The organism is Promicromonospora sp. NPDC060271, assembly GCF_042726755.1.
Lineage (GTDB): Bacteria > Actinomycetota > Actinomycetes > Actinomycetales > Cellulomonadaceae > Promicromonospora.
On the sequence record NZ_JBHXBG010000017.1, the window covers coordinates 21,070 to 43,984 of the forward strand.

General features: G+C 70.5%; 25 protein-coding genes and 1 tRNA gene. 17 read left to right on the forward strand and 9 right to left on the reverse strand.

Features of this window, described 5'->3' with window-relative positions:
- Positions 1–58: 58 nt before the first annotated feature.
- Both ACFWE2_RS04675 and ACFWE2_RS04680 read left to right on the forward strand, forming a co-directional pair.
- Positions 59–979 (forward strand): ABC transporter ATP-binding protein, encoded by a 921-nt coding sequence (locus ACFWE2_RS04675; RefSeq protein ID WP_377223050.1) that lies wholly within the window; start codon positions 59–61, stop codon positions 977–979.
- Entirely contained in the window at positions 976–2,136 is a 1,161-nt protein-coding gene (locus ACFWE2_RS04680; RefSeq protein WP_377223051.1) for an ABC transporter permease, read from the forward strand. The genes ACFWE2_RS04675 and ACFWE2_RS04680 overlap by 4 nt, the downstream gene beginning before the upstream one ends.
- Before the next feature lie 9 nt (positions 2,137–2,145).
- Here ACFWE2_RS04680 and ACFWE2_RS04685 read toward each other — a convergent pair whose 3' ends face one another.
- On the reverse strand, positions 2,146–2,715 hold the full coding sequence (locus ACFWE2_RS04685; protein ID WP_116677111.1) for a DUF5063 domain-containing protein: 570 nt from the start codon (positions 2,713–2,715) through the stop codon (positions 2,146–2,148).
- 11 nt (positions 2,716–2,726) lie between these two features.
- Entirely contained in the window at positions 2,727–3,332 is a 606-nt protein-coding gene (gene recR, locus ACFWE2_RS04690; RefSeq protein WP_377223052.1) for a recombination mediator RecR, read from the reverse strand.
- Between the two features lie 60 nt (positions 3,333–3,392).
- Here recR and ACFWE2_RS04695 point away from each other — a divergent pair, with 60 nt between their 5' ends.
- From ACFWE2_RS04695 to ACFWE2_RS04750, 12 genes are all read left to right on the forward strand, one after another.
- Positions 3,393–4,136, forward strand: coding sequence for a YqjF family protein (locus ACFWE2_RS04695; RefSeq protein WP_377223053.1), 744 nt, complete (start codon positions 3,393–3,395; stop codon positions 4,134–4,136).
- 30 nt (positions 4,137–4,166) lie between these two features.
- Positions 4,167–4,940 carry a TSUP family transporter gene (locus ACFWE2_RS04700; protein ID WP_377223054.1) on the forward strand — a complete coding sequence of 258 codons (774 nt, stop codon included), beginning with the start codon at positions 4,167–4,169 and terminating at the stop codon, positions 4,938–4,940.
- A 127-nt stretch (positions 4,941–5,067) separates the two neighbouring features.
- A complete protein-coding gene (locus tag ACFWE2_RS04705) occupies positions 5,068–6,345 on the forward strand; it encodes an aspartate kinase (RefSeq protein WP_377223055.1) in 1,278 nt (425 codons plus the stop codon).
- 1 nt (position 6,346) lies between these two features.
- Positions 6,347–7,447 carry an aspartate-semialdehyde dehydrogenase gene (locus ACFWE2_RS04710; protein WP_377223056.1) on the forward strand — a complete coding sequence of 367 codons (1,101 nt, stop codon included), beginning with the start codon at positions 6,347–6,349 and terminating at the stop codon, positions 7,445–7,447.
- A gap of 147 nt (positions 7,448–7,594) precedes the next feature.
- Complete coding sequence (locus ACFWE2_RS04715) at positions 7,595–7,978, forward strand: GntR family transcriptional regulator (protein ID WP_377223057.1); 384 nt, start codon at positions 7,595–7,597, stop codon at positions 7,976–7,978.
- Positions 7,975–8,922: an ATP-binding cassette domain-containing protein gene (locus ACFWE2_RS04720; RefSeq protein ID WP_377223058.1), complete on the forward strand. Its 948-nt coding sequence runs from the start codon at positions 7,975–7,977 to the stop codon at positions 8,920–8,922. The genes ACFWE2_RS04715 and ACFWE2_RS04720 overlap by 4 nt, the downstream gene beginning before the upstream one ends.
- Positions 8,919–9,710, forward strand: coding sequence for a hypothetical protein (locus ACFWE2_RS04725; protein WP_377223059.1), 792 nt, complete (start codon positions 8,919–8,921; stop codon positions 9,708–9,710). The genes ACFWE2_RS04720 and ACFWE2_RS04725 overlap by 4 nt, the downstream gene beginning before the upstream one ends.
- Positions 9,707–10,477 (forward strand): hypothetical protein, encoded by a 771-nt coding sequence (locus ACFWE2_RS04730; protein WP_377223060.1) that lies wholly within the window; start codon positions 9,707–9,709, stop codon positions 10,475–10,477. Before ACFWE2_RS04725 ends, ACFWE2_RS04730 begins: the two co-directional genes overlap by 4 nt.
- 34 nt (positions 10,478–10,511) lie before the next feature.
- Complete coding sequence (locus ACFWE2_RS04735; protein ID WP_377223061.1) at positions 10,512–11,495, forward strand: ABC transporter ATP-binding protein; 984 nt, start codon at positions 10,512–10,514, stop codon at positions 11,493–11,495.
- Positions 11,492–12,304 carry an ABC transporter permease gene (locus ACFWE2_RS04740; RefSeq protein ID WP_377223062.1) on the forward strand — a complete coding sequence of 271 codons (813 nt, stop codon included), beginning with the start codon at positions 11,492–11,494 and terminating at the stop codon, positions 12,302–12,304. Before ACFWE2_RS04735 ends, ACFWE2_RS04740 begins: the two co-directional genes overlap by 4 nt.
- Positions 12,305–12,373: 69 nt before the next feature.
- Entirely contained in the window at positions 12,374–13,105 is a 732-nt protein-coding gene (locus ACFWE2_RS04745; protein ID WP_377223063.1) for a glutamine amidotransferase, read from the forward strand.
- 305 nt (positions 13,106–13,410) lie between these two features.
- Entirely contained in the window at positions 13,411–14,520 is a 1,110-nt protein-coding gene (locus ACFWE2_RS04750) for a 3-deoxy-7-phosphoheptulonate synthase (protein WP_377223064.1), read from the forward strand.
- Between the two features lie 60 nt (positions 14,521–14,580).
- On the opposite strand, the gene ACFWE2_RS04755 is transcribed toward ACFWE2_RS04750, so the two are convergent.
- The gene (locus tag ACFWE2_RS04755) at positions 14,581–15,162 is read right to left on the reverse strand and encodes a TetR/AcrR family transcriptional regulator (protein ID WP_377223065.1); all 582 of its coding nucleotides are present in this window, start codon (positions 15,160–15,162) and stop codon (positions 14,581–14,583) included.
- Positions 15,163–15,245: 83 nt separating this feature from the next.
- On the opposite strand from ACFWE2_RS04755, the gene ACFWE2_RS04760 reads away from it, so the two are divergent.
- Positions 15,246–15,608: a DUF4267 domain-containing protein gene (locus tag ACFWE2_RS04760; RefSeq protein ID WP_377223066.1), complete on the forward strand. Its 363-nt coding sequence runs from the start codon at positions 15,246–15,248 to the stop codon at positions 15,606–15,608.
- Positions 15,609–15,620: 12 nt separating this feature from the next.
- Here ACFWE2_RS04760 and ACFWE2_RS04765 read toward each other — a convergent pair whose 3' ends face one another.
- From ACFWE2_RS04765 to ACFWE2_RS04790, 6 genes are all read right to left on the reverse strand, one after another.
- Positions 15,621–16,856 carry an NAD(P)/FAD-dependent oxidoreductase gene (locus ACFWE2_RS04765; RefSeq protein ID WP_377223067.1) on the reverse strand — a complete coding sequence of 412 codons (1,236 nt, stop codon included), beginning with the start codon at positions 16,854–16,856 and terminating at the stop codon, positions 15,621–15,623.
- Between the two features lie 79 nt (positions 16,857–16,935).
- A complete protein-coding gene (locus tag ACFWE2_RS04770) occupies positions 16,936–18,162 on the reverse strand; it encodes an HNH endonuclease (RefSeq protein WP_377223068.1) in 1,227 nt (408 codons plus the stop codon).
- A gap of 8 nt (positions 18,163–18,170) precedes the next feature.
- Positions 18,171–18,485 carry a hypothetical protein gene (locus ACFWE2_RS04775; protein WP_377223069.1) on the reverse strand — a complete coding sequence of 105 codons (315 nt, stop codon included), beginning with the start codon at positions 18,483–18,485 and terminating at the stop codon, positions 18,171–18,173.
- 156 nt (positions 18,486–18,641) lie between these two features.
- Positions 18,642–18,718: transfer RNA gene (locus tag ACFWE2_RS04780), tRNA-Pro, on the reverse strand.
- A 132-nt stretch (positions 18,719–18,850) separates the two neighbouring features.
- Positions 18,851–19,318: a RidA family protein gene (locus ACFWE2_RS04785; RefSeq protein WP_377223070.1), complete on the reverse strand. Its 468-nt coding sequence runs from the start codon at positions 19,316–19,318 to the stop codon at positions 18,851–18,853.
- Positions 19,315–19,479 carry a DUF4177 domain-containing protein gene (locus tag ACFWE2_RS04790; protein WP_116677091.1) on the reverse strand — a complete coding sequence of 55 codons (165 nt, stop codon included), beginning with the start codon at positions 19,477–19,479 and terminating at the stop codon, positions 19,315–19,317. The genes ACFWE2_RS04785 and ACFWE2_RS04790 overlap by 4 nt, the downstream gene beginning before the upstream one ends.
- 108 nt (positions 19,480–19,587) lie before the next feature.
- On the opposite strand from ACFWE2_RS04790, the gene ACFWE2_RS04795 reads away from it, so the two are divergent.
- Together ACFWE2_RS04795 and ACFWE2_RS04800 are read left to right on the forward strand one after the other, a co-directional pair.
- Complete coding sequence (locus ACFWE2_RS04795) at positions 19,588–21,966, forward strand: transglycosylase domain-containing protein (protein ID WP_377223071.1); 2,379 nt, start codon at positions 19,588–19,590, stop codon at positions 21,964–21,966.
- 5 nt (positions 21,967–21,971) lie between these two features.
- Positions 21,972–22,910 (forward strand): metallophosphoesterase, encoded by a 939-nt coding sequence (locus ACFWE2_RS04800; RefSeq protein ID WP_377223072.1) that lies wholly within the window; start codon positions 21,972–21,974, stop codon positions 22,908–22,910.
- The last annotated feature ends 5 nt before the right edge of the window (positions 22,911–22,915 follow it).

Below are 22,915 nucleotides of genomic sequence, written 5' to 3' on the forward strand. Positions count from 1 at the left end.
ACCGGGGTCATCCCCAGGGCTGACGGCCGTTGGACCTCAGCCGCGCTAGTGTCCCGGCATGACACCAGACGGTGGTATCCGTGCGCAGGGCGTGCGGCGTTCGTTCGGTCCGGTGCACGCGGTGACCGACGTCGACCTGGTCGCCGCACCGGGTCGGGTCACCGCGCTCATCGGACCCAACGGGTCGGGCAAGACGACCCTTCTGCTCATGCTCGCCGGCCTCCTGACGCCCGATGCGGGGAGCATCCGCATCGCCGGTGCGGACCCGGTCGCCGAGAACTACGTGGCCCGCTCGCGGACCGGCTGGATGCCCGACGTGTTCGGCACCTGGGACTCCCTCACGGCGCGTGAGGTGCTCACGACCGTCGCGGCCGCATATCGGCTCGACGCCGCCACGGGCCGGGACCGCGCGAGCGAGCTGCTCGCGCTGGTGCACCTCTCCGAGCTCGCCGACCAGCCCGCGCACGTCCTGTCCCGCGGCCAGAAGCAGCGGCTCGGCCTGGCCCGCGCGCTGGTGCACGACCCGGACGTCCTGCTCCTCGACGAGCCCGCCTCGGGCCTGGACCCGCGCTCCCGGGTGGACCTGCGCGTGCTGCTCCGGCAGCTCGCGGCCGAGGGCAAGACGATCCTGGTCTCCTCGCACGTGCTCACCGAGCTCGACGAGATGGCCGACGACGCGGTGTTCATCTCGCGCGGCCGTACCGTCGACACCCGGTCCGTCGCCGACGGCGACCGGCCGCGGGCGTGGCGCCTGACCGCCCTGGACCCCGTGGCCCTCGCGGCCTGGCTGGACGAGAACGGTCCCGCGTACCGCAAGGAGGCCGACGGGCCCGGCGTACTCGTCGACCTGGCCGGGGATGCCGCAGCCGCCGCGCTGCTGCGGTCCGCGGTCGAGAGCGGCGTAGCGGTGGCGAGCCTCGCCCCGGCCGGCGGCGTGCTGGAACAGGCCTACCTGGCCCTCGAGGAGGAGCGACGATGAGCGTCGATGTAGAGGTCGCCGGACCCGCACCGGCCGACGGCGGAGCGCCCCGCGGGCGCGGCACCTGGTCCCTGTCCTGGCACGGCCTGCGAACCGTGACGGTGCTGGAGCTGCGGCAGCGCGTGCGCTCGACACGGTGGAAGACCGCGCTGATCGTCTGGTTCACGGTGGTCGGCCTGATCACGCTCCTGACGACCGGCGCGTTCCGGATGCTCTCGGGCGAGGCGATGACCGGTGGCGCCTCGTACGGCGGGACGGTCTACAGCATCGTCGTCGGGTTCGTGCTGTTCCTGGGCCTGCTGGTCGCGCCGACCCTGTCGTCGGGCGCGATCAACGGCGACCGGAACGCCGGCACGCTCGCGACGCTGCAGGTCACCCTGCTGTCACCCGCCGAGATAGTGCTCGGCAAGCTCGCCGCCGCCTGGATCGCGGCGCTCGCGTTCCTCGTCGCGAGCGTCCCGTTCCTCGTCTGGGCGCTGCTCGGGGGCGGCGTGCACTGGTTCGCACTGCTGACCACGGTGCTCATGCTGGCCGTTGTGCTGGGTGTCGTCTGCGCCATCGGGCTGGGCTTCTCGGCCCTAGTGAGCAAGACGTCGGGGTCGGCGGTGCTGACGTACCTGACCATCGGCGCGATCACCGTGGCGCTGCCGATCATGTTCGGCCTGCTCGTACCCGTCACCAGCACGACGGAGGAGGTCAGGGTCTGGGACGTCGAGGCAGGCTACGACTGGGAGAAGCCCACCGCACCCGAGTGCGAGTGGCGGACGCACGAGCTGCCCGTATGGCACAGCGAGCGCACCTGGTGGCTGCTGGCCCCGAACCCCTTCGTCGTCGTCGCCGACGCGCAGCCTCTCCAGGGCGACGTCGAGACGCTGGCGAACGAGGGGAACATGCTGGCGACGCTCCAGTACGGCGTCCGGTACGCGCGGACCGGCAACACGGGCCCGCAGGACTGGTGCAGCGAGTTCGTGTACGACGAGAGCGGCCGGGAGACCCGGCCCGACTCCCCGGTGGAGCCGGTCCAGGTCACCGACCAGCTCGTGTGGCCATGGGGCCTCGGGTTCGACCTGCTGCTCGGCGCGGCGGGCGTCCTCGTGGCGGTCAACCGCCTGCGTATCCCGACGGCCGAGCTGCCGCAGGGCACCCGGGTCGCCTGACCTCCCCGGTCAGGAGTGGAGGGCGTCGTACTCCGCCTCGGCGGCTACGTCGTCCTCCACGTCGAGGCGCACGTGCGCCAGTAGCCCCTGCAGCACGCGCAGGGCGGACGCCGCGCGCTCGCCCCACAGGGAGAAGTAGGAGAACTGCCACCACCACAGGGCTTCGAGCTCGTGGCCGCTGTCGAAGTGCTGCAGACCCTTGGCCAGCGCCTCGGCGACGCACGCGAGGTCGCCGGACAGCGACGCCGACCCGGTGTCCTCGCTGAGTACCGGGTCCACGACCTCGGTGTAGTCGTCGAACCCGTCGAACATCTTGGACAGGGCCTCGCGCAGCGGGTCGAGGTCGGTGTCGGGGCCGGCGTCGGGCTCGTAACGTTCCTTGGGCACCACGTCCACGATCGCGGCGAGCCGCGCCCCCGCGGCCAACAGGTCGGACGACGCGAGCACGAGCAGCGAGAGCTCCGCCCCCGGCATCCCTCCGGACGCCACCTGGGTCACCGTCGAGAGGAACGTCCGTGCCTGTGCGGACACCTGGTCCGCGACCTCGCTGAGGTCTGATCCAGGGGTTATCTCACTCATCGTGATCCCACCTACTTGTCGTTGCCGATGACGCGGCGGCCTTCGAACGCGCGACCGAGCGTCACCTCGTCCGCGTACTCCAAGTCTCCACCAACGGGGAGACCCGAGGCCAGCCGCGAGACAGTGATTCCCATGTGGGCCATCAGTCGGGAAAGATAGGTCGCCGTGGCCTCTCCCTCGACGTTCGGGTCGGTCGCGAGGATGACCTCCTTGACCGTCCCGTCCGCGAGGCGGGCCATCAGCTCGCTGATGCGCAGGTCGTCCGGGCCGACGTTCTCGATGGGATTGATGGCGCCGCCCAGCACGTGGTACCGCCCGCGGAACTCCCGGGTGCGCTCGATCGCGACCACGTCCTTCGGCTCCTCCACGACGCAGATCACCTCGTCGCTGCGCCGCGGGTCGAGACAGATGCGGCAGCGCTCGGCCTCCGCGACATTGCCGCAGAGCTCGCAGAACCGGACGCGCACCTTCACCTCGGTGAGCGCGTCGACCAGTCGCTTGACCTCCTCGTTGTCGGTCGCGAGCAGGTGGAACGCGATGCGTTGCGCGCTCTTGGGCCCGACGCCGGGAAGCCGGCCGAGCTCGTCGATCAGGTCTTGGACCGCGCCTTCGTACACAAGAGGTCACCCTACGGGTCGGCACCGACATACGGGCCGCGAGGCTGGTACGTTCCCCGCGTGACAGACCCCGAGGCGCGGACCGGGAAGTTCCTCGCGGCGCGGTGGCGCCGGCTGCTGATGCTCAACTACGAGGCGGACCCCGCCGTCCTGCGGCCGCTCGTGCCGCGTGGCGTCGAGCTGGACACGTGGGGCGGCCGGCACTTCGTCAGCGTGGTCGGGTTCCAGTTCCTCGACACCCGCCTGCTCGGCGTCCCGGTCCCGTTCCACCGGAACTTCGACGAGATCAACCTGCGGTTCTACGTGCGCCGCCGGGCGGACGACGGCTGGCGGCGCGGCGTCGTCTTCGTCAAGGAGATCGTCCCGCGCCCGGCGCTGGCCGCCGTGGCCTGCGCCGTCTACGGCGAGAAGTACGTGGCGCGGCCGATGCGGCACCGGATCGACCTCGCCCCCGACCGCGACACGCCGGACGGCGTCGTGGAGTACTCGTGGCGCGACGCCGGAGCCTGGCACCATGTCCGGGCCACCACCCAGGGCGGCGCGGAGCCGCTCGTCGAGGGCTCCCAGGAGCAGTTCATCACCGAGCACTACTGGGGCTACACCGCGCAGCGGGGCGGCGGCACCGTCGAGTACCGCGTCGAGCACCCGAGCTGGCACGTCTGGCAGGCCGCCGACCCGAGCCTCGAGTGCGACGTCGAGCAGGTGTACGGCCGCTCGTTCGTCGAGAGCCTCGCCGCCGCACCGGTCTCGGCCTTCGTCGCCGACGGCTCACCGGTCGTCGTCCGCCGTGGTACGACGATGTAGGACGAGCCGCCGTTCGCGCACAATGCACCTGTGCCCGAACTCGATCTCCTCACCATCGTCCTCCTCCTGCTCGCCGGCCTCGCCGCCGGGTGGGTCGACGCCGTAGTGGGCGGAGGCGGGCTGATCCAGCTGCCTGCGCTGCTGCTCGTCCCGGGGATCAGCCCCGTGCAGGCCCTGGCGACCAACAAGCTCGGCAGCATCATGGGCACGTCCACCAGCGCCATCACCTACTACCGGCGCGTCCAGCCCGACCTGCGGACCGCCGGACCGATGGCGCTCGCGGCGCTGGCCGGAGCGTTGGGCGGCGCGATCGGCGCGTCGTACATCCCGGAGCAGCTCTTCAAGCCGATGATCCTGATCGTGCTCGTCGGGGTGCTGACGTGGACCCTGCTCAAGCCGAACGTCGGCCAGCACGACAACCTGCGCTGGGTCGGCAACGGGCACAAGCGGATCGCCGCCGTGATCGGCCTGCTGATCGGCGCGTACGACGGGCTGCTCGGCCCCGGGACGGGCACGTTCCTGGTCATCAGCCTCGTGAGCGCCCTCGGGTACTCGTTCCTCCCGGCGTCGGCGATCGCGAAGATCGTGAACTTCGCGACCAACGCGGGCGCCCTGATCTTCTTCGTGCCGAGCGGGGCCGTGATCTGGAGCCTGGGCCTCGGGCTGGGTGTGGCCAACCTGATCGGGGCCTACATCGGCGCCCGGATGGCCGTGGCGAAGGGCTCGAAGTTCGTCCGCGTGGTGTTCGTCGTCGTGGTCGGCGCCCTGATAGCCCGCCTGGCCTGGGACGTCTTCGCCGGATAGGCCCGGCCGTCCCGCACGGTGAACATCACATCCGCCCGGGATGCCCGCCGTCGTACCATCGATTCGCAAACCCAACCACCCGGCGGGCCGTTGAAAGAGACGGAGGCCGGCAACGGAAGGCAGGCGCATGGCACTTGTCGTGCAGAAGTACGGTGGATCCTCGGTCGGGGACGCGCGCAGCGTGAAGCGCGTCGCGAAGCGGATCGCCGAGGCGAAGCGAGCGGGCAACGACGTGGTGGTCGTGGTGAGCGCCATGGGCGACACCACCGACGAGCTCCTCGACCTCGCACAGCAGATCACCCCGCTCCCGCCCAAGCGGGAGCTCGACATCCTCCTCACCGCGGGCGAGCGCATCTCCATGTCGCTCCTGGCGATGGCGATCACCAACCTGGGCGTGAAGGCCAAGTCCTACACGGGCCAGCAGGCGGGCGTGATCACCGACGCGGTGCACGGGCGGGCGCGGATCGTCGACGTCGTGCCCCACCGCATCCGCGAGACGCTGGACAGGGGGCAGGTCGCCATCGTGGCCGGCTTCCAGGGCGTCACCGAGTCCACGAACGACGTCACCACCCTCGGCCGCGGCGGCTCCGACACGACCGCCGTGGCGCTCGCGGCCGGTCTGGACGCCGACGTCTGCGAGATCTACACCGACGTGGACGGCATCTTCACCGCCGACCCGCGCATCGTGCCCGCCGCGCGCAAGATCGACCAGGTCAGCTACGAGGAGATGCTGGAGCTCGCGGCCTGCGGCGCGAAGGTGCTCGCGCTGCGCAGCGTGGAGTACGCGCGCCGGTACGGCGTGCCGGTGCACGTCCGCAGCTCGTTCAGCGCCCACGACGGCACGCTCGTGGTCGCGGCAGAGAAGAAGTCGAAGGAGAACCCCATGGAAGCCCCGATCATCTCCGGCGTGGCGCACGACCGTTCCGAGTCCAAGATCACCGTCATCGGCGTGCCGGACGTGCCGGGCATGGCCGCCCGCATCTTCGAGGTGGTGGCCGGAGCGGGCGCGAACATCGACATGATCGTGCAGAACGTGTCCGCTGCCGCGACGGGTCTCACCGACATCTCGTTCACGCTGCCCGACGCCGACGGTCCGGCCACCATGGCGGCCCTCACTGCCGTGCAGGACGAGGTGGGCTTCGACTCCCTGCAGTTCGACGACCAGATCGGCAAGCTCTCGCTCGTCGGCGCGGGCATGAAGTCGCATCCCGGCGTCTCGGCGCGGCTGTTCGGCGCGCTGCGCGACGCCGGTATCAACATCGAGATGATCTCCACCTCGGAGATCCGCATCTCGGTGGTCACCCGCGAGGACTCGCTGGACGACGCCGTGCGGGCCGTCCACACCGCGTTCGAGCTCGACGGCGTCGACGGCGAAGCGGTCGTCTACGCGGGAACGGGGCGCTGACATGGCACAGATCAACGATCACGGCGTGCACGTCGCAGTCGTCGGGGCGACCGGCCAGGTGGGTGCCGTGATGCGCCGCCTGCTGGAGGAGCGGGAGTTCCCCGTCGCCTCCGTCCGGTTCTTCGCGTCCGCGCGTTCCGCCGGCAGCACCCTGCCGTTCGCGGGGTTCGACGTCCCGGTGGAGGACCTCGCGGCGACCGCGACGGACGACCTCGCCGACATCGACATCGCCCTCTTCTCCGCCGGCGGTGGCACGTCGCGCGAGCACGCGCCGCGGTTCGCGGAGGCCGGTGCCCTCGTCGTCGACAACTCGTCGGCCTGGCGGCTCGACCCCGAGGTGCCGCTCGTCGTCTCCGAGGTGAACCCGGAGGCGGTCAGCGAGGCGGCCAAGGGCATAGTGGCCAACCCGAACTGCACCACCATGGCCGCGATGCCGGTGCTCTCGCCGCTGGCGAAGGCGGCGGGGCTGGAACGGCTGCGGGTGGCGACCTACCAGGCGGTTTCCGGATCCGGGCTCGCCGGGGTGGAGGAGCTGGCGGGGCAGGTGCGGTCCGCCGTCGGGCAGGATCTCGAGGGTCTGGTGCACGACGGCGGGTCCGTCGACCTGCCGGCCCCCAAGCAGTACGTGGCGCCCATCGCGTTCAACGTGCTCCCGCTGGCGGGCAACCTGGTCGACGACGGCTCGGGCGAGACCGACGAGGAGCAGAAGCTCCGCAACGAGTCCCGCAAGATCCTGGGCCTGCCCGACCTGGCCGTCGCGGGCACCTGCGTGCGTGTCCCGGTGTTCACAGGGCACTCGCTGTCGATCCACGCGGAGTTCGCGCGTCCGATCACCCCGAGCGAGGCCCGCGAGCTGCTGGCCGGGGCCCCCGGGGTCCAGCTCGCCGACGTCCCGACGCCGCTCGCGGCGGCCGGCGTCGACCCGTCCCTGGTGGGCCGGATCCGGCAGGACCAGTCCGTCCCGGACGGCCGCGGCCTGGTCCTGTTCGTCAGCAACGACAACCTCCGCAAGGGCGCAGCCCTGAACACCATCCAGATCGCCGAGCTGATAGCGGCCGACCTGGCCGAGCTCCAGACCCTGGACGCGGCTGACGACGCCTGACCGGCGACCGACCGCCACGAGGGGCGGGGGAGCGTGCGCACAGCGCATGTTTCCCCGCCCCTCGTTCTTCCCCCGCGAAGGGCCTTGCGCGCCGACATGGAGTATGGTTCATTAGTCAAGTAACGAACCAACGAAGGGGGTGAGCCGGTGTTCGACGGTCCCGAGCCGATCTATCTCCAGATCGCGCAGATGATCCGCGCGCAGGTGCTCGCCGGTGAGCTGAAGGAGGAGGAGCAGGTCATGTCCACCACACAGTTCGCGACGACGTTCCGCATCAACCCGGCGACCGCGCAGAAGGCGTTCGCGGGGCTGGTTGACGAAGGCGTGCTCTACAAGCGCCGGGGTCTGGGGATGTTCGTCGCGCCGGGCGCCAGGGAGCGCCTGCTCGATGACCACCGCAAGAGCTACTTCGAGGAGGTCCTCGCGCCGGCCCTGCAGCAGGCGGACCTCCTCGGGATCTCCACCGACGACGTGGTCGCCTACGTCCTCGGAGCGAACGGCCGGCGCAAGCCCACCACGGAGGAGTCATGACCACCGCACCGTTCGGCGCGCGCCTGGACGACGTCGTCGTCCACTTCGGCGCGAGCTACAGGATGCAGCAGAACGGCATCCCGATCAGGGACGACGCGAGCACCGCGCTCGACGGCGCCACACTGACCATCCGGCCAGGGGCCATCACAGGGGTGCTCGGCCGCAACGGCGCGGGCAAGACGACGATGCTCTCGCTGCTCGCGGCGTTCACCCGCCCGACGAGCGGCACCGTCGTCGTCGGGCCGGAGGGCGCTCAGGAGGACCCGTGGGAGAACCCCTGGATCACCTCGGGCACGCAGCTCGTCCGCGAGAGCGGTGACCTGATGACCGAGGAGAAGGTCGCCACGTCGCTCAAGTACTACGCCGACATGCGGCCCGAGTGGAGCGCCGAGACGGCCGGGCGCCTGCTGGACCTGTTCGAGGTCGACGTCCGCAAGAACCCGTCCGCGCTGTCGCGCGGCAAGCGGTCGGCTGTCGGCGCGACCCTCGGCCTGGCTTCGCGCGCACCACTGACGATCTTCGACGAGGTGTACCTCGGTATGGACGCGCCGACGCGGTACGCGTTCTACGACGAGCTCCTCGCCGACTACGCGGAGCACCCGCGCACCATCCTCCTCTCCAGCCACCTGGTCGAGGAGGTCGAGCGGCTGTTCGAGGACGTCGTGGTCATCGACCGTGGGCGCGTGCTCCTGGCCGAGTCCGCCGACGAGATGCGGGCGCGCGGGTTCAGCCTCACCGGTACCAAGGACGCCGTCGAGCGGATCGCCGGCGGACGCCGCGTGCTGCACCGCCAGCAGCTCGGCTCGACCGTCCAGGTCACGCTGGAGGGAGCCCTCGAGGCCGACGAGCTGACGGCGGCACGCGATGCGGGCGTCGAGGTGGGCGCCGTGCCGGTGCAGGACCTCTTCGTCCGGCTGACCGGTCAGGGGAGCGTGCAGTCATGAGCACCGGGACGACCCACCCCGTCACCGCCGCCCCGAGCCGGGAGGCACTGGTCCGCGCGGCCGACCGGCGCGGCGCCCGTCAGGCCGCCGCGGTCAGCGTGCGGGTCGTCACCGTCATCGGCAGCTGGTACTGGGTCATCTTCACGGTCGTCGCCGTCTCGGTCATCGTCGGCAGCGTGCAGTTCGGCTCGGGCCTGGACCAGGGCGTCGTCGATGCCCAGATAGGCGGCTCGTCACGGTGGTTCATGATGGTGCTCGGCACCGTCGTCCCCGCCGCGTACCTCCGGCTGCACGTCGCGGCGGGCGGCACCCGCCGGTCGCTCGTGACCGGCACCGTCCGGGGCGGCATCGTCGGCGGCGCGCTGATCGGCCTCGTCACCGCGGTGTACATGGTCGGAGAGCGCGCGCTGTTCGGGGCGCTCGACCTGACCTGGTCGCGCGAGTACGGGCTGCCGGTGGACGGCTACGCGGGCATCGCGCTGACGCTCCTCACGGAGACGCTGGTCGCAGCCACGTACTACCTGGTGGGTGCCGCGATCTCCGCCGGCTACTACCGCCTCGGCATGGTGCGGGGCACGGTCTACGTCCTCGCCACGCTCGTCCCGGCGGCGCTCGTCGACCTGGCGTCGCACACCGGCGTCACGGCCCTGATCGTCGGCCTCGACAACCTGCCGGACGGCGGACCCGGCGTGCTGCTGGGTCTCCTGGGCGGCGCGGTAGCGGTCGGGCTCGCCGCCTGGCTGCTCAGCGTCCCGCTGCGCTCCGTCCCCCTGCGGCCGACGCCATGAGGGGCCTCGACCGGGCCGCGCACCTGCGCGGTGCCGCGGCCGCGAGCCGGCGGCTCGTTCGCTCCGGCCTCGTCATCGGGATCTGGTTCTGGGCCGTCTACGCGCTGTATGCCGTCGGGATCACCGTCGGCAACGCCGCGGCAGGCAACGACCTGGAGATCAGCGCGCTCGACGCCACGCTCGGTGCGTCACGCTGGCCCATGATCACGCTCGGCGTCCTCGCGTCGTCCGCGATCCTGACGCTGCACGTGGCCGCCGGCGGCAGCCGCAGGTCCCTCTTCGCGGGGGTGGTCCGTGGCGCGGTGGTCGTCGGCGTGCTGCTCGGCACCGTCACAACGCTCGCCCTGCTGGGCGAACGCCTCCTGAGCACGTCGCTCGGGATGACCTGGCGCAGGCTCGGCGCCCTGCCCTTCGACTCGCCCGCCATGGTGCTCGGCACCGCCGTCGCCGAGTCCCTCGTGCTGATCACCTACGTCCTCGTCGGCTCGTGCATCGCGATCGGCTTCACGCACGCCAAGGCCTGGGGCGTGCTCCTGATGATCCCGCTCGCGGTACCCGCCGTCCTCGTCGACCTCGCAACCCGGACCGGCGTGGTCGGCACGATCGCCAACGTCGAGCTGCGGCCCGACCTCGACCACGCAGAGGTGCCCGCGTCCGAGGGACTGCTGACCATGCTGCTCGGCCTCGGCGGGGCGGCGCTCGCCGCCGTCCTGGCCGCCGTCCTGCTCTACGCCCTGCTGCGCACGGCACCCGTGCGTCCCCGCTGAGATCTGACCACCCTGATCCGACCAAGGAGCAGCCATGACGTCCCCAGTCGTCGAAGTCAGCCAACTCCGCAAGACCTATCCCGCCGCCAGGCGTGGCGGCACCCCCAAGACCGCCGTCGTCGACGTGTCCTTCCAGGTCGCCCGAGGTGAGATCTTCGGGATACTCGGCCCCAACGGTGCCGGCAAGACCACCACCGTCGAGTGCGTCGCCGGGCTCCGGCACGCCGACGGCGGCACGGTCCGTGTCCTGGGCCACGACCCCCAGGCCGATCCAGGGCTGATCCGCGAGCACGTCGGCGTGCAGCTCCAGGAGGCCGCGCTGCACGACAAGATCACCGTCGCCGAGGCGCTCGAAGTCTTCGGCTCGTTCTACTCCCAGCGTGCCGACTCGGCGGAGCTTCTCGACCTGCTCGACCTGACCGCGCACCGCCACCAGCAGTTCGGCAAGCTGTCCGGCGGTCAGAAGCAGCGGCTGTCCATCGCGCTCGCCCTGGTCGGCCGACCCCAGGTGGCCATACTCGACGAGCTCACCACGGGTCTCGACCCGGCGGCCCGTCGCGCCACCTGGGAGCTCGTCGAGCGCGTCCGGGACTCCGGGGTCACCGTCCTTCTGGTCACCCACTTCATGGACGAGGCCGAACGGCTCTGCGACCGGCTCGTCGTGATCGACGGCGGCCGCGTGGTCGCCGAGGGAACACCGGCGGCCCTGATCGAAGGGCTCGACGGCGACAGGGGAGTCCGGCTCCGCTTCGCCGACGACGGCGCCCGTGCTCGCGCCACCCAGCTCCTGGCCACCCTCGCCGGGCGGGACGGCGACGTCACCTCCGCCGTCGCCGTCGGTGACGAGATCGAGGTGACCGGCACCCGCAAGGTGCTGTTCGCCGTCGTCCAGGCGCTCGCGGCCGCCGACGTCGTCCCCGACGACGTCCGCACGCTCGAACGCACCCTCGAGGATGTCTTCGTCCAGGTCACCGGCCGGGAGTACCGCGCAGAGGAGAACGAGGAGGTGGCGGCATGACCGCCGTCGAGACCACGGTGCCCGCTCGGGCGGGCCGTGGCGGAACGCAGGTCCGCGGCTTCTGGACCCTGTTCCGCACCGAGCTGAAGGTGTGGCTGCGCGAACCCAGCGGCGTGTTCTTCGCGCTGATCTTCCCGAGCATGCTGCTGCTCGGCCTCGGGCTGGCCATCCCGTCCTTCCAGGAGCCGATGACCGACGCCCCGCCGCCCTGGGACGAGGCGCCCGGCATCACCTCCTACCTGCCGACGGTCATCGCGCTGGCCGTGGGGACGATCTCGCTGACGACCATGCCCGTGCAGTTCGCGACCTTCCGCGAGAAGGGCATCCTGAAGCGGCTGTCGACCACGCCCATGCCGCCGCAGAACCTGGTAGGGGCGCACATGATGATCAACGTGCTGGCGCTGATCGTCTCGGCCGGCGCCGCGGTCGTCGGCGGCATGGTGGTGCTCGGCGTGCCGTTCGCGGCCGACCCGCTGGTCGTCCTGCTCGTCCTCGTGCTCTCGACGACCGCCATGTTCTCGCTCGGGCTGCTCGTCGCGGCCCGTGCGGAGAAGGGCCAGACGGCGTCCGGCCTGGGGATGCTCATCTACTTCCCGTCCCTGATGTTCTCCGGGGTGTGGGTGCCGCTGCCGATCATGCCGGAGTGGATGCAGAACATCGGCCTCTACCTGCCGCTCGGTGCCTCGGCCCAGGGGCTGACGATCGGCTGGTTCGGCAACGAGGGCTTCCCGTTGGCGCAGGTCATGGTGCTGACCGTATGGACGCTCGTGCTCTTCCCGCTCGGCGTGAAGCTGTTTCGCTGGACGTGAGCGAGGTCTCGACAGGCTGGACCACAGGTCGAGCCTGTCGAGACCGCTGACAGCCCCTACGCTCTTGTCATGAAGCCGTTTCTGCTGCTGGCGACGCGTGGGGAAGACGTGGCCGCCGACGGTGAGTACGAGGCGTTCTGCCGCTACGGCGGCCTCGCGCCGGAGCAGCTGCACCGCGTGCGCCTGGAGCGTGACCCGCTGCCGCCCGTGGACCTCGACGACTACTCCGGCGTGCTCGTCGGCGGCGGGCCCTTCAACTCCTCGGACCCGTCGGAGAAGAAGGGGCCGGTGCAGGTCCGTGTCGAGGCGCAGCTCGCGGCGCTGCTCGACGAGCTGGTCGCCCGCGACTTCCCCTTCCTCGGTGCCTGCTACGGCGTCGGCACGCTCGGCGCGCACCAGGGCGCCGTGATCGACGGGACGTACTCGGAGCCGGTGGGGCCGGTCGTCGTGGAGCTGACGCCGGACGCGGCGGCGGACCCGCTGCTGGCGGGCATGCCGCAGAGCTTCTCCGCCTACGTCGGCCACAAGGAGGCGGTGCGCAAGCTGCCGGACCACGCGGTGCTGCTCGCCTCGTCGGCAGGCTGCCCGGTGCAGATGTTCCGGATCAAGCAGAACCTCTACGCGACGCAGTTCCACCCGGAGCTGGACGGCACGGGCATGGCCCAGCGGATCGCCGTCTACCGCGACTACGGCTACTTCCCGCGGGACGAGGCGGAGCTCGTTCGCGCGCGGGCGGTCGCCGTGACCGTCACCGAGCCGATGCGCATCCTGCGCGCCTTCGTCGAGCGTTACGCCCGTTAGCCGGCGTGGCCAGGCCGGCCGGGCGCGACTGTGACCGACCGCATCCTGGAACCAGGTGGACAGCGGGTAGGGGTGCGGCTACCGTTTTCGCTGTGGACATCCGTTGGTATTGGCGCTTTACGTCGGCTCCTGGTGGGGCTCGGCGGGCGCACGCCTGACCAACTTTCCACCCGGAGCCAGGGCCTGGGACGCCGATCGCGTCCAGGCCCTTCGTCTTTGCCAGACGGGCCGCTCCGGACCAGGAGTCGGTGGCGGGCCGTCCGGTTCCTTCGAACCAGACCCGCCTACCAGGAGCCCCGATCCCGATGAGCATCACGCCTGCGGAACCCGGCACCGAGACCTCCGAGCTCGGTACCCGCACATCCGACCTGCGCATTCGCGCTCTTGACCCGCTTCCCGCGCCGAACAGCCTGCTGGAGTCGATGCCGCTCGGCACCGCCCGCAGCGACCTCGTCACGACGTCCCGCCGCGAGGTGCGTGACGTCCTGACCGGCGACGACGACCGGCTGCTGACGATCGTCGGCCCGTGCTCGGTGCACGACCCGGTCGCCGCGCTCGACTACGCGGCCCGGCTCGCCACGCTCCGGCGCGAGCTGTCCGACGACCTGGTCGTCGTCATGCGGGTGTACTTCGAGAAGCCGCGCACCACGGTCGGGTGGAAGGGCCTCATCAACGACCCGCACCTGGACGGTTCGCACGACGTGCGGCACGGCCTGAGCCTCGCCCGCGAGGTACTGCTCGGCGTGCTCGACGCCGGCGTCCCGGCCGGGGCCGAGTTCCTCGAGCCGACCAGCCCTCAGTACATCGCCGACGCCGTCACCTGGGGCGCCATCGGTGCCCGTAACGTCGAGTCGCAGGTGCACCGGCAGCTCGCCTCGGGCCTCTCGATGCCTGTCGGGTTCAAGAACGCGACGGACGGCGACGTGCAGATCGCCGTGGACGGCTGCATCACCGCCGCGAGCGAGCACACCTTCTTCGGGGCCGACGGCCAGGGCCGTGCTGCCGCCGTCGAGACCACCGGTAACCCGGACTGCCACGTGATCCTGCGCGGCGGGCGTTCGGGCCCCAACTACGGAGCCGAGGACGTGGCCGCCGCCCTGCGCGTGGCACGTGGCTCGGGGCTGGGCGGCGCCGTCGAGAACGGCGTGGTCGTGGACGCCAGCCACGCCAACTCGGGCAAGGACCACGTGCGCCAGGCCGGCGTCGTGCACGAGATCGCCAACCGCATCGCCGACGGCGAGCGGGGCATCACCGGCCTCATGATGGAGAGCTTCATCGTGGCCGGCGCGCAGAAGCCCGCCCCGCTGTCCGAGCTCGTCTACGGCCAGTCGGTCACGGACAAGTGCATGGACTGGGACACCACGGAGGACCTCCTCCGTGAGCTGGCGAAGGCCGTCCGCGAGCGTCGGGGCTGAGCCTGGCGGTCTTCCGCTGGTCGGGCGTGCTGGGGGTCTCGGCACGCCCGACCAGCGGGCTCAGCGCTTGGCCGGCGCGAACCGGCCCACCAGCAGGTCCAGCCGGTGGTCGTGCGCCCCGGCGGGCAGGCGGCCGCTGCGTTCGAGCATGGCGAGGCCGTGCAGGCCGGCCCAGAAGGTCTCGGTGAGGATGCCGGGATCGTCGTCCCCGGCCAGCGGCCGGACCGCCTGAAGCAGCTCGTCGAAGCCGTCGCGGAGATACGCCGGCCCGTCAGGGGCGGCGAACGTCAGGTCCACGGCATGCGTGAACATCGCGTCGTAGAGCGCCGGCCGCTTCTGGGCGAAGTCGGTGTAGGCCGCCGCCACCGCGGCAAGGGCCTCGCGGGTTCCTCGGGCCGCTGTCCGGGCGGCCCGGAGCTCGACCGCCAGCTCCTCGAAGCCCTGGACGGCGACCGCCGTCATGATGGCGCCCTTGCCCTTGAAGTGGCTGTACAGAACCGGCTGGCTGTACTCGATCTCGGCGGCGAGCCGCCGAGTGGTGACCGCCTCCCAGCCTTCGGCCTCGGCCAGCTCTCGGGCGGCGGTGACGATCAGCCGTTCACGCTGCGCCCGCTCGCGCTCGCGGCGCGTCTCAATCGTCATGGCGAGATTCTAGCGCTGCTAGGCAATCTGCTCTCGCTCTGCTAGCGTTGCTACATCACCTATCAGCGCTAGCAAGGAGTGTCATGACCATCGTCGCCTACAGCCTGGCTGTGGTTCTGAACCTGTTCATCCTCTTCATCGGGGCGCGGTTCCTGCTCCAGCCCTACTCTGCCGCCGCCGGCTACGGCGTCCCCGCGACCCAGGACCGGGCCTACCTCGAGATCAAGGGGCTCCGCGACGCCACCTTCGGCATCGTGGGTCTCGTGCTGCTCGCCTTCGCGGGTCCGCTGGCCGGGGCGTGGTTCATGCTCGCCGTGGCGATAGCCCCGCTCGGCGACACGCTGATCGTGCTCCGCCACGGCGGGAGCAAGGCCGTCGCGTTCGGGATCCACTTCGCCACGGCCGTCGTCGTGCTCGTGAGCGCCGGGCTGTTGTTCGCGGTCTAGCCGCAGCGGTCCTCAGCCGACGAAGCCCTCCAGCTCGGCCGTCGACACCTTCTGCCGGGACCTGATCAGTTCCTCCACGCGCCCCATCTGCTCCCACACGTTCACCGCCATGCCGGCCGCCACCTGCCCGTCGACGCGCCAGAACGCCACGAACTCCCGTGCGCCCATGTCACCGGAGATCACTACGTCGTCGTAGCCGGCCTCGACGTCCACCCAGCCGGTGTACTCCATGCCGACGTCGTACTGGTCGCTGTAGAAGTAGGGCAGCCTGTCGTACTGGTCGGAAGCCCCGAGCATGGCTCGGCCCGCGTGCGCGCCGGTCCTCTGGGCGGTGGCCCAGTGCTCCACCCGGAGCGGGCGTCCGTAGTGGGGCGACGGGACGCTGGCGACGTCACCTCCGGCGAAAACGTCGGGGTGTGAGGTCGCCAGCGTTCCGTCCACGACGACGCCTCCGCCCTGCGCCGCCGACCGGAGATCCAGGCCCGCGACCTCCGCGAGTCCGACGTTCGGCGTGGCACCCACGCCGATCACGACGACATCGGCTCCCACATGCGTTCCGTCCGACAGGTCGACGCCGGTGACGCGGCCGTCGGCACCCTGGATCCGCATGACGGAGGCGTTGCGGAGCAGGTGCACCTCGTGCTCGGTGTGCACCCCGGCGTAGAAGTCGCTCATCTCGGGCCCGAGCACCCGTCCGAGGGGGTGGGACCCGCGACCGACCACAGTGACGTCCAGGCCGAGGGATCGCGCCGATGCGGCCACCTCGAGCCCGATCCATCCGTCGCCGATCACCACGAGGCGGCCGATACCTTCCAGTGATGCCTCGAGCAGCGTGCTGGAGATGCGATCCGAGTCGTCGATGGTGCGGAGATAGTGCACCCCGGCGAGATCCGCGCCGGGCAGGCCGAGCGCCCGCGGCGTGGACCCTGGGGCGAGGAGCGCCTTCGCGAAGGCGAGCGTGCTGCCGTCGGACAGGGTCAGGGTGTGACCGACTGCATCCAGCCCGACCACCGTCTCGTTGGCCTGGATGGTGACGTCGTGCTCGGTGTACCAGGCCTCGTCCAGCGGGAAGACGACGTCCCGCTCCGACTCGCCGCGGAGGTAGTCCTTGCTCAGCGGCGGGCGCTCGTACGGGTGGTGGGGTTCGGCCGTGACGACCACCAGGTCGCCGTCGTAACCACCGGTGCGGAGCGCTTCAGCGGCGCGGGCTGTGGTCAGCCCGCCGCCGACGAGGACGTACGGATCCATCGAGTGCCTCCCGTGCTGGGTTGGTCCCAAGTCTTGCACCGGTGCGCTGGGCAGGCACGAGCGCCCGGCGGCGGCCGGTTCAGCGGACATGTGCCCAGGCGAGGTCCGCCCGAGGCCGTCGACCCGGGGACCTTCGCCGTCTCCGCGGGCGGAAGGCAATGGTCCCGCCGTGCCCCGGCGCGGAGTGTTCGATGCTGTACCGGCCGCGTGGAACGTGGCCGTCGCGCGCACCCGTCATACCCGCTGCTGGAGTCCAGGCCGGGGGCGTCTCCCGGAGGGGTTCGGGTGGTTCGGGCGCGACGAAGTCGTAGCTGTGCCCGGTGGGTGCGACGGTCTTGACGGCTTGGCGGCCGTTGCTCTCGGTCGTGGACTGCGTCCACCCTGGCGCCTGCTTGGCGTGGTTACAGCGCACGCACAGCCCTTGCCCGTTGTCGAGGCTGGTCGGTCCACCTTCGGAGTGCGGAGTGACGTGGTCGATGTGCCGAAGCCGGGCGTCGCACCACGGGGTGGCACAGAGGCCCTGCTCCCGGGCACGCAGCAGATCGGCCAGGCCCTGGGGGTGGAACCTCGCCCTCGACGTCGAGGCCACCAGCCGCCCGCCGGGCGCGACGTAGATCGTGCGCAGCCACGCCGCGTCGGCGTCGATGCCGTGCGCGACCAGGTTCCTCGCCACCGGCCCAGGGACGACACCCGCGCCCGCGGGCATGCCCTCGATGACAACGCCCGGGCGGTCGCCGTCGGCGAGCAGGGTCTGGTCGGAGACCAGGAGGTTGATCGTGACCGGGACGTCGTCGGCACGGCCCGGCTCGCGGCCGGTGAGGCGCTCGACCAACGTGTCGGCCATGAGCTGTCCGGTGCCGCGCTCGTCGCCCGCGGCCCTGACTGCCTCCGCGTGCTTCTTGAGCTGGGCGTAGGCCTGCACACCCTGCTGCATCGGCACCAGGGCGGTCAGGTACACCATCAGGTCCGGCGCCGGCCGCACCGAGACGCACCGCTGCGCGACGGCCTTCGCCCTGCGCTTCACGCACGCCTGCACGTCCAGCTCTGCGGCGAGCTCCTTCACCCGCGCGATCAGCCGTCGGGTGCCGGTTCGCGCCAGCGTCGGCAGGTTCGCCGGCCCGCAGACCTGCTCGTCGATCTGGGCGCGGTGCTCCGCCGTCAGGTGCGAGGTCTCCCGGACCAGGAGCGTCGCCCGCCACTGCGACAGGATGCCGATGCGGAGGGCGTGGAACGTGTGCGGCATGCCGGTCAGCCACACGCGGGCGGTGCTCAGGAACGCCGAGCCTGCGTGTGGGCTCTGCTGCATCGCCGCCCCTACCTGGTTCGGCACGGCGCGGCCTCGCCGGTCGGCACGTGTCCCTCGTTCGGCCTCGGCCGCCTTCGTCGACTCTCCAGCGCCACGGCCAGCCGTGCCTGAGCGGCGGTCGCGGTGTTCTTGAGGGCCTCGAGCTCGCCGAGCAGGTCGACCCAGCCCGCCGTGTCGGATGCGCCTGGAAGGATCATGCCCGCCAGGCGCTCACGCATCGCCCGGACGTCCGGCGGTCGGAGCGCGGCGCCGTCCACGCCGAACGACGACGACGCAGGTGGGCCGTCGGGCGTTCGGGGTGTGGGATCACTTGTGCGCGTCATGGGATCAAGATATCCGACAAGTGTTCGATATGCGTGTCGAGCGGCGGCCATCTGCTGACGGCAGAACCCGGTGTCAGGTTCTGGCCGACGCCCTCGCCGGATAACGGAAAAAGACCCTCTGACTCAGCATTTCTGCTGGTCAGAGGGTCTCTCACATGGTCGGGGTGACAGGATTTGAACCTGCGACCTCTTCGTCCCGAACGAAGCGCGCTACCAAGCTGCGCCACACCCCGATTGAGTCCACCGCACGACAGGCACGAAGCCTTTCCGCGGGAGCCTGCTCAGAATAGCCGACGCAGGGCCCGGAACGGAAACCGAATCCGAAGTGGGTCCGATCACGCCCGTTCCGGGCCGCTGCGGAAGCGCTAGACCAGCTCGACGACGAGCTCTACCTCGACCGGCGAGTCCAGCGGAAGCACTGCGACGCCCACGGCGGAGCGGGCGTGCACACCGGCGTCGCCGAAGATCTCGCCGAGCACCGAGCTGGCGCCGTTGATGACCGCGGGCTGACCGGTGAACGACGGGTCGCTCGCGACGAACCCGACGACCTTCACGATCCGTGCGATCGCGTCGAGCGAGCCCGTGACCGACCGGACCGCGGCGAGCGCGTTGAGCGCACAGGTGCGCGCGTAGGCCGCGGCGTCGTCCGCGGAGACCAGACCATCGCCCTCGCCGACCTTGCCCGTCGCGGGCAGGCTGCCCTCGACGAAGGGCAGCTGGCCGGACGTGTAGATGTAGTTGCCGGTCCGCACCGCCGGGACGTACGCAGCCACCGGAGCCGCTACCTCGGGGAGCGTGATGCCCAGCTCGGCGAGGCGCTTCTCAAAGCTCATGCGTCACCGCCGGGCCGCTTCAGGTAGGCGACGAGACCGGTGCCGTCAGGTCCGGGGACCACCTGCACGAGCTCCCAGCCGTCCGAGCCCCACTGGTCGAGGATCGCCTTGGTGTTGTGAATGAGGAGGGGGATCGTCGCGTACTCCCACTTCGTTGCCATGGCGACGATGCTAGCCCGCGAACGGCAGCGGCGATTCCCTACGAGACCTGCACACGGGCGAGTCCGGTTTGGGCGCGCCTTGTCAGGGACACCCCGTAACCTGGGCCCATGGCCATGGCGAACCCTCGCGAGCCGCGCCGGATCACCCGAACCATCCCCGCCGCGCAGCTCATCGGACTTCTTCTCGCATTCGTGCTCACCGCAAGCGCTGGTGGCGTGATCGCGGCCGGGCTCGTCATCCCGCTGGCGTCCGGCGTGAACACCGCCGTCGACACCGGCGTGCAGGTGTTCGAGGAGGTGCCCGCCGAGCTGGTCCCGGGGCCGCTGTCGGAGCAGTCCCAGATCTACGCGAGCGACGGCAAGACGAAGCTGGCGACGTTCTACGTGCAGAATCGCATCGTCGTGCCGCTCGACAAGGTGTCGGAGCACATGAAGAACGCCGTGATCGCGATTGAGGATGAGCGCTTCTACACGCACGGCGGCGTGGACCCCGAGGGCATCTCGCGCGCTGCGCTGCAGAACTTCGGTGGCGGTGACACCCAGGGCGCGTCGACCCTCACCCAGCAGTACGTGAAGAACGTCCTGATCGAGGAAGCCGACCGGTCGGGCGACCCCTTCGGCATCCTGGAGGCTCGCGAGGACTCGCTGACACGAAAGCTTCGCGAGGCGAAGCTGGCGATCGCACTCGAGAAGGAGATGTCCAAGGACGAGATCCTGCAGGGCTACCTCAACATCGCGCAGTTCGGCACAAAGGTCTACGGCGTCGAGACGGCCTCGCGGCACTACTTCAACAAGTCCGCGAAGGACCTGTCCATCGTCGAGGCAGCCACGATCGCCGGGATCACCAAGGCGCCCGGCCAGTTCGACCCGGTGGCCAACCCGGAGGATGCGATGGTCCGTCGTGACCTCGTGATCGGCAAGATGTGGCAGCTCGGCTACATCACCACGGAGGAACGCGACGAAGCGCTGGCGACAAAGCTGTCGGACACGCTCGATGTCCAGCGCATCGACGTCGGCTGCGACGCAGCAGGGGGCGCCGCGTTCTTCTGCGACTACGTGATCAAGGAGATCATGGCCAGCCCGGAGTTCGGGAAGACCAGGCGCGACCGGTATGACCTCCTGTACCGCGGTGGTCTCAGGATCAAGACGACGATGGACGTCAAGATGCAGAGGGCCGCTCAGAAGACCATTGTCGAGGCGGTCCCGGGGGACAACGCCAGCCAGCTCGAGGCTGCCATCACGTCGGTCGAGCCAGGCACCGGGCAGATCAAGTCGATGGCGCAGAACATCCCGTACAGTGCGAGAGCGGACACGCCGGGCACGACCGCGCAGAACTACTCGGCCGACTACCTGCACGGGAACTCGCGGGGGTTCCAAGTGGGCTCCAACTTCAAGCCGTTCGTCCTCGCCGAGTGGCTGCGCAGCGGGAAGACCCTGCAGGACCGTGTGAATGCGAACAATTTCTCGGCCAACGAGACAAGTTTCCAGGCCTCGGGTTGCGTCCATGCATTCACGAACCAGCCCTGGCCTGTGTCGAACGTCGACGGGGCTGCCAGCGGGAACGTGAGCGTGCTCCAGGGCACCTTCCAATCACTGAACACGGTCTACGCCCGGATGTCGCAGCAGCTCGACCTCTGCAACGTGCAGAAGACGGCATGGGACGCCGGATTCCGGCCGACGACGTCCGGTTTGACGCACGAGGGCGTGGGTAAATTCCGGACGATCGACAACCCCGAGCAGCGTGACATCGACGTGCTCGCGTCGATGACGCTCGGGACGCAGGCCTCGACACCGATCAACCAGGCATCGGCGTACGCCACGTTCGCTTCCGGCGGTATCTACTGCGACCCGGTCGCGATCCTCGAGGTCAAGGACACCGACGGCAAGAAACTGAAGGTGCCCTCCGCAGACTGCAAGCGGACGCTCGAGCCCAATGTCGCCAATACCGTCGCCTATGCGATGACAAAGGTCTTCCAGACGAGCCCGTGGGGCACGGCGTGGAAGTTGAGCCCTGGCCTTGCGGACGGGCGCCCCGTCGCGGGCAAGACCGGCACGACGAACTCCGCCATGCAGAGCTGGTTCACCGGGTACACGCCAAACCTCTCCACCTCGGTCTGGGTGGGTGAGGCCAGCGGCAATGTCCCGCACATGAGCGTGTTCCTGCCGGCGCAGACCTGGTACGACAGTTCCCCCGAGGCCGACGCGCTGTACGGTGGCACGGTCGCCGCGCCGACGTGGCGTCGCTACATGGACCAAGCGGTCGCTGAATTGCCCGTCAAGAACTTCCCCACGCCCGACCCCAAGCTCGTCGGCAAGGCTCCGGCTCCGCCGAAGCGGGAGAGCAACGACAACGAGCAGGGTGACTCGAACGGCGGCTCCGGCGACGAGGGCGGCTCGGAGGGCGGCGGCTCGGGAGACACCGGTGGCGGCGGTGACGCCGGTGACGGGGGCGGCCCTGGCAACGGGAACGGCAACGGGGACGACTGATCTCTATGGGAACGCTGGGTAACGTCGGCAAGGCGCTCGGGATCGTCGGGGGCGTCGTGGTCGCCGGGATCGCGTATGCGCACGTGGAGACGAAGCTCTTCCGCGTGCGCCGGGTGACCGTGCCCCTGCTGCCCCCGGGCCAACGGCCGATCCGGGTACTGCACGTCTCCGACCTGCACCTGACGCCGAGCCAGCGGACCAAGCAGGCCTGGGTCCGCTCGCTGGCCGCGCTCGAGCCTGACCTGGTGATCAACACCGGTGACAACTTCGGGCACACGCAGGCGCTGGCCCCGCTGCTCGACGTCTTCGGCCAGCTCATGGACGTGCCCGGTGCGTTCGTGATGGGCTCGAACGACTACCACGCGCCGTCGTTCAAGAATCCGGCGCGGTACCTGCTGCCCGATGCTCGCGTCCAGGGCGCGGAGAAGGTCCCGCTGCCCACGGAGTCGCTCACCAAGGCGTTCACCGAGGCCGGCTGGGTGGACCTGAACAACAGCCGAGGCCTGGTGGAGCTGCGCGACGGTCGCACCGTCGGGCTGGTCGGCATGGACGACCCGCACCTCGACCGCGACGTCATGCCGGAGCCGGGCCGCGTGCCCGGTGAGGAGGACGCGGTGCTGCGCCTCGGCGTCGTGCACGCGCCGTACAAGCGCGTGCTGAACCAGCTCAAGGCCGACGGCGTCGACGCGATCATCGCCGGTCACACGCACGGCGGGCAGCTCTGCCTGCCGTTCTACGGCGCGCTCGTGACGAACTGCGACCTCGACCGTACGCGGGCGTCCGGCCTGCACGGCTGGCCCGGCCCGCGGCCTGACCGCGAGGGCGGTGAGAGCTCGACGTGGCTGCACGTCTCCGCGGGCGCGGGCACCTCGCCCTACGCGCAGGTCCGGTTCGCCTGCCGCCCGGAGGCGACACTTATCGCTTTGGTGGCGCGGTTCTCGTGAGCCGC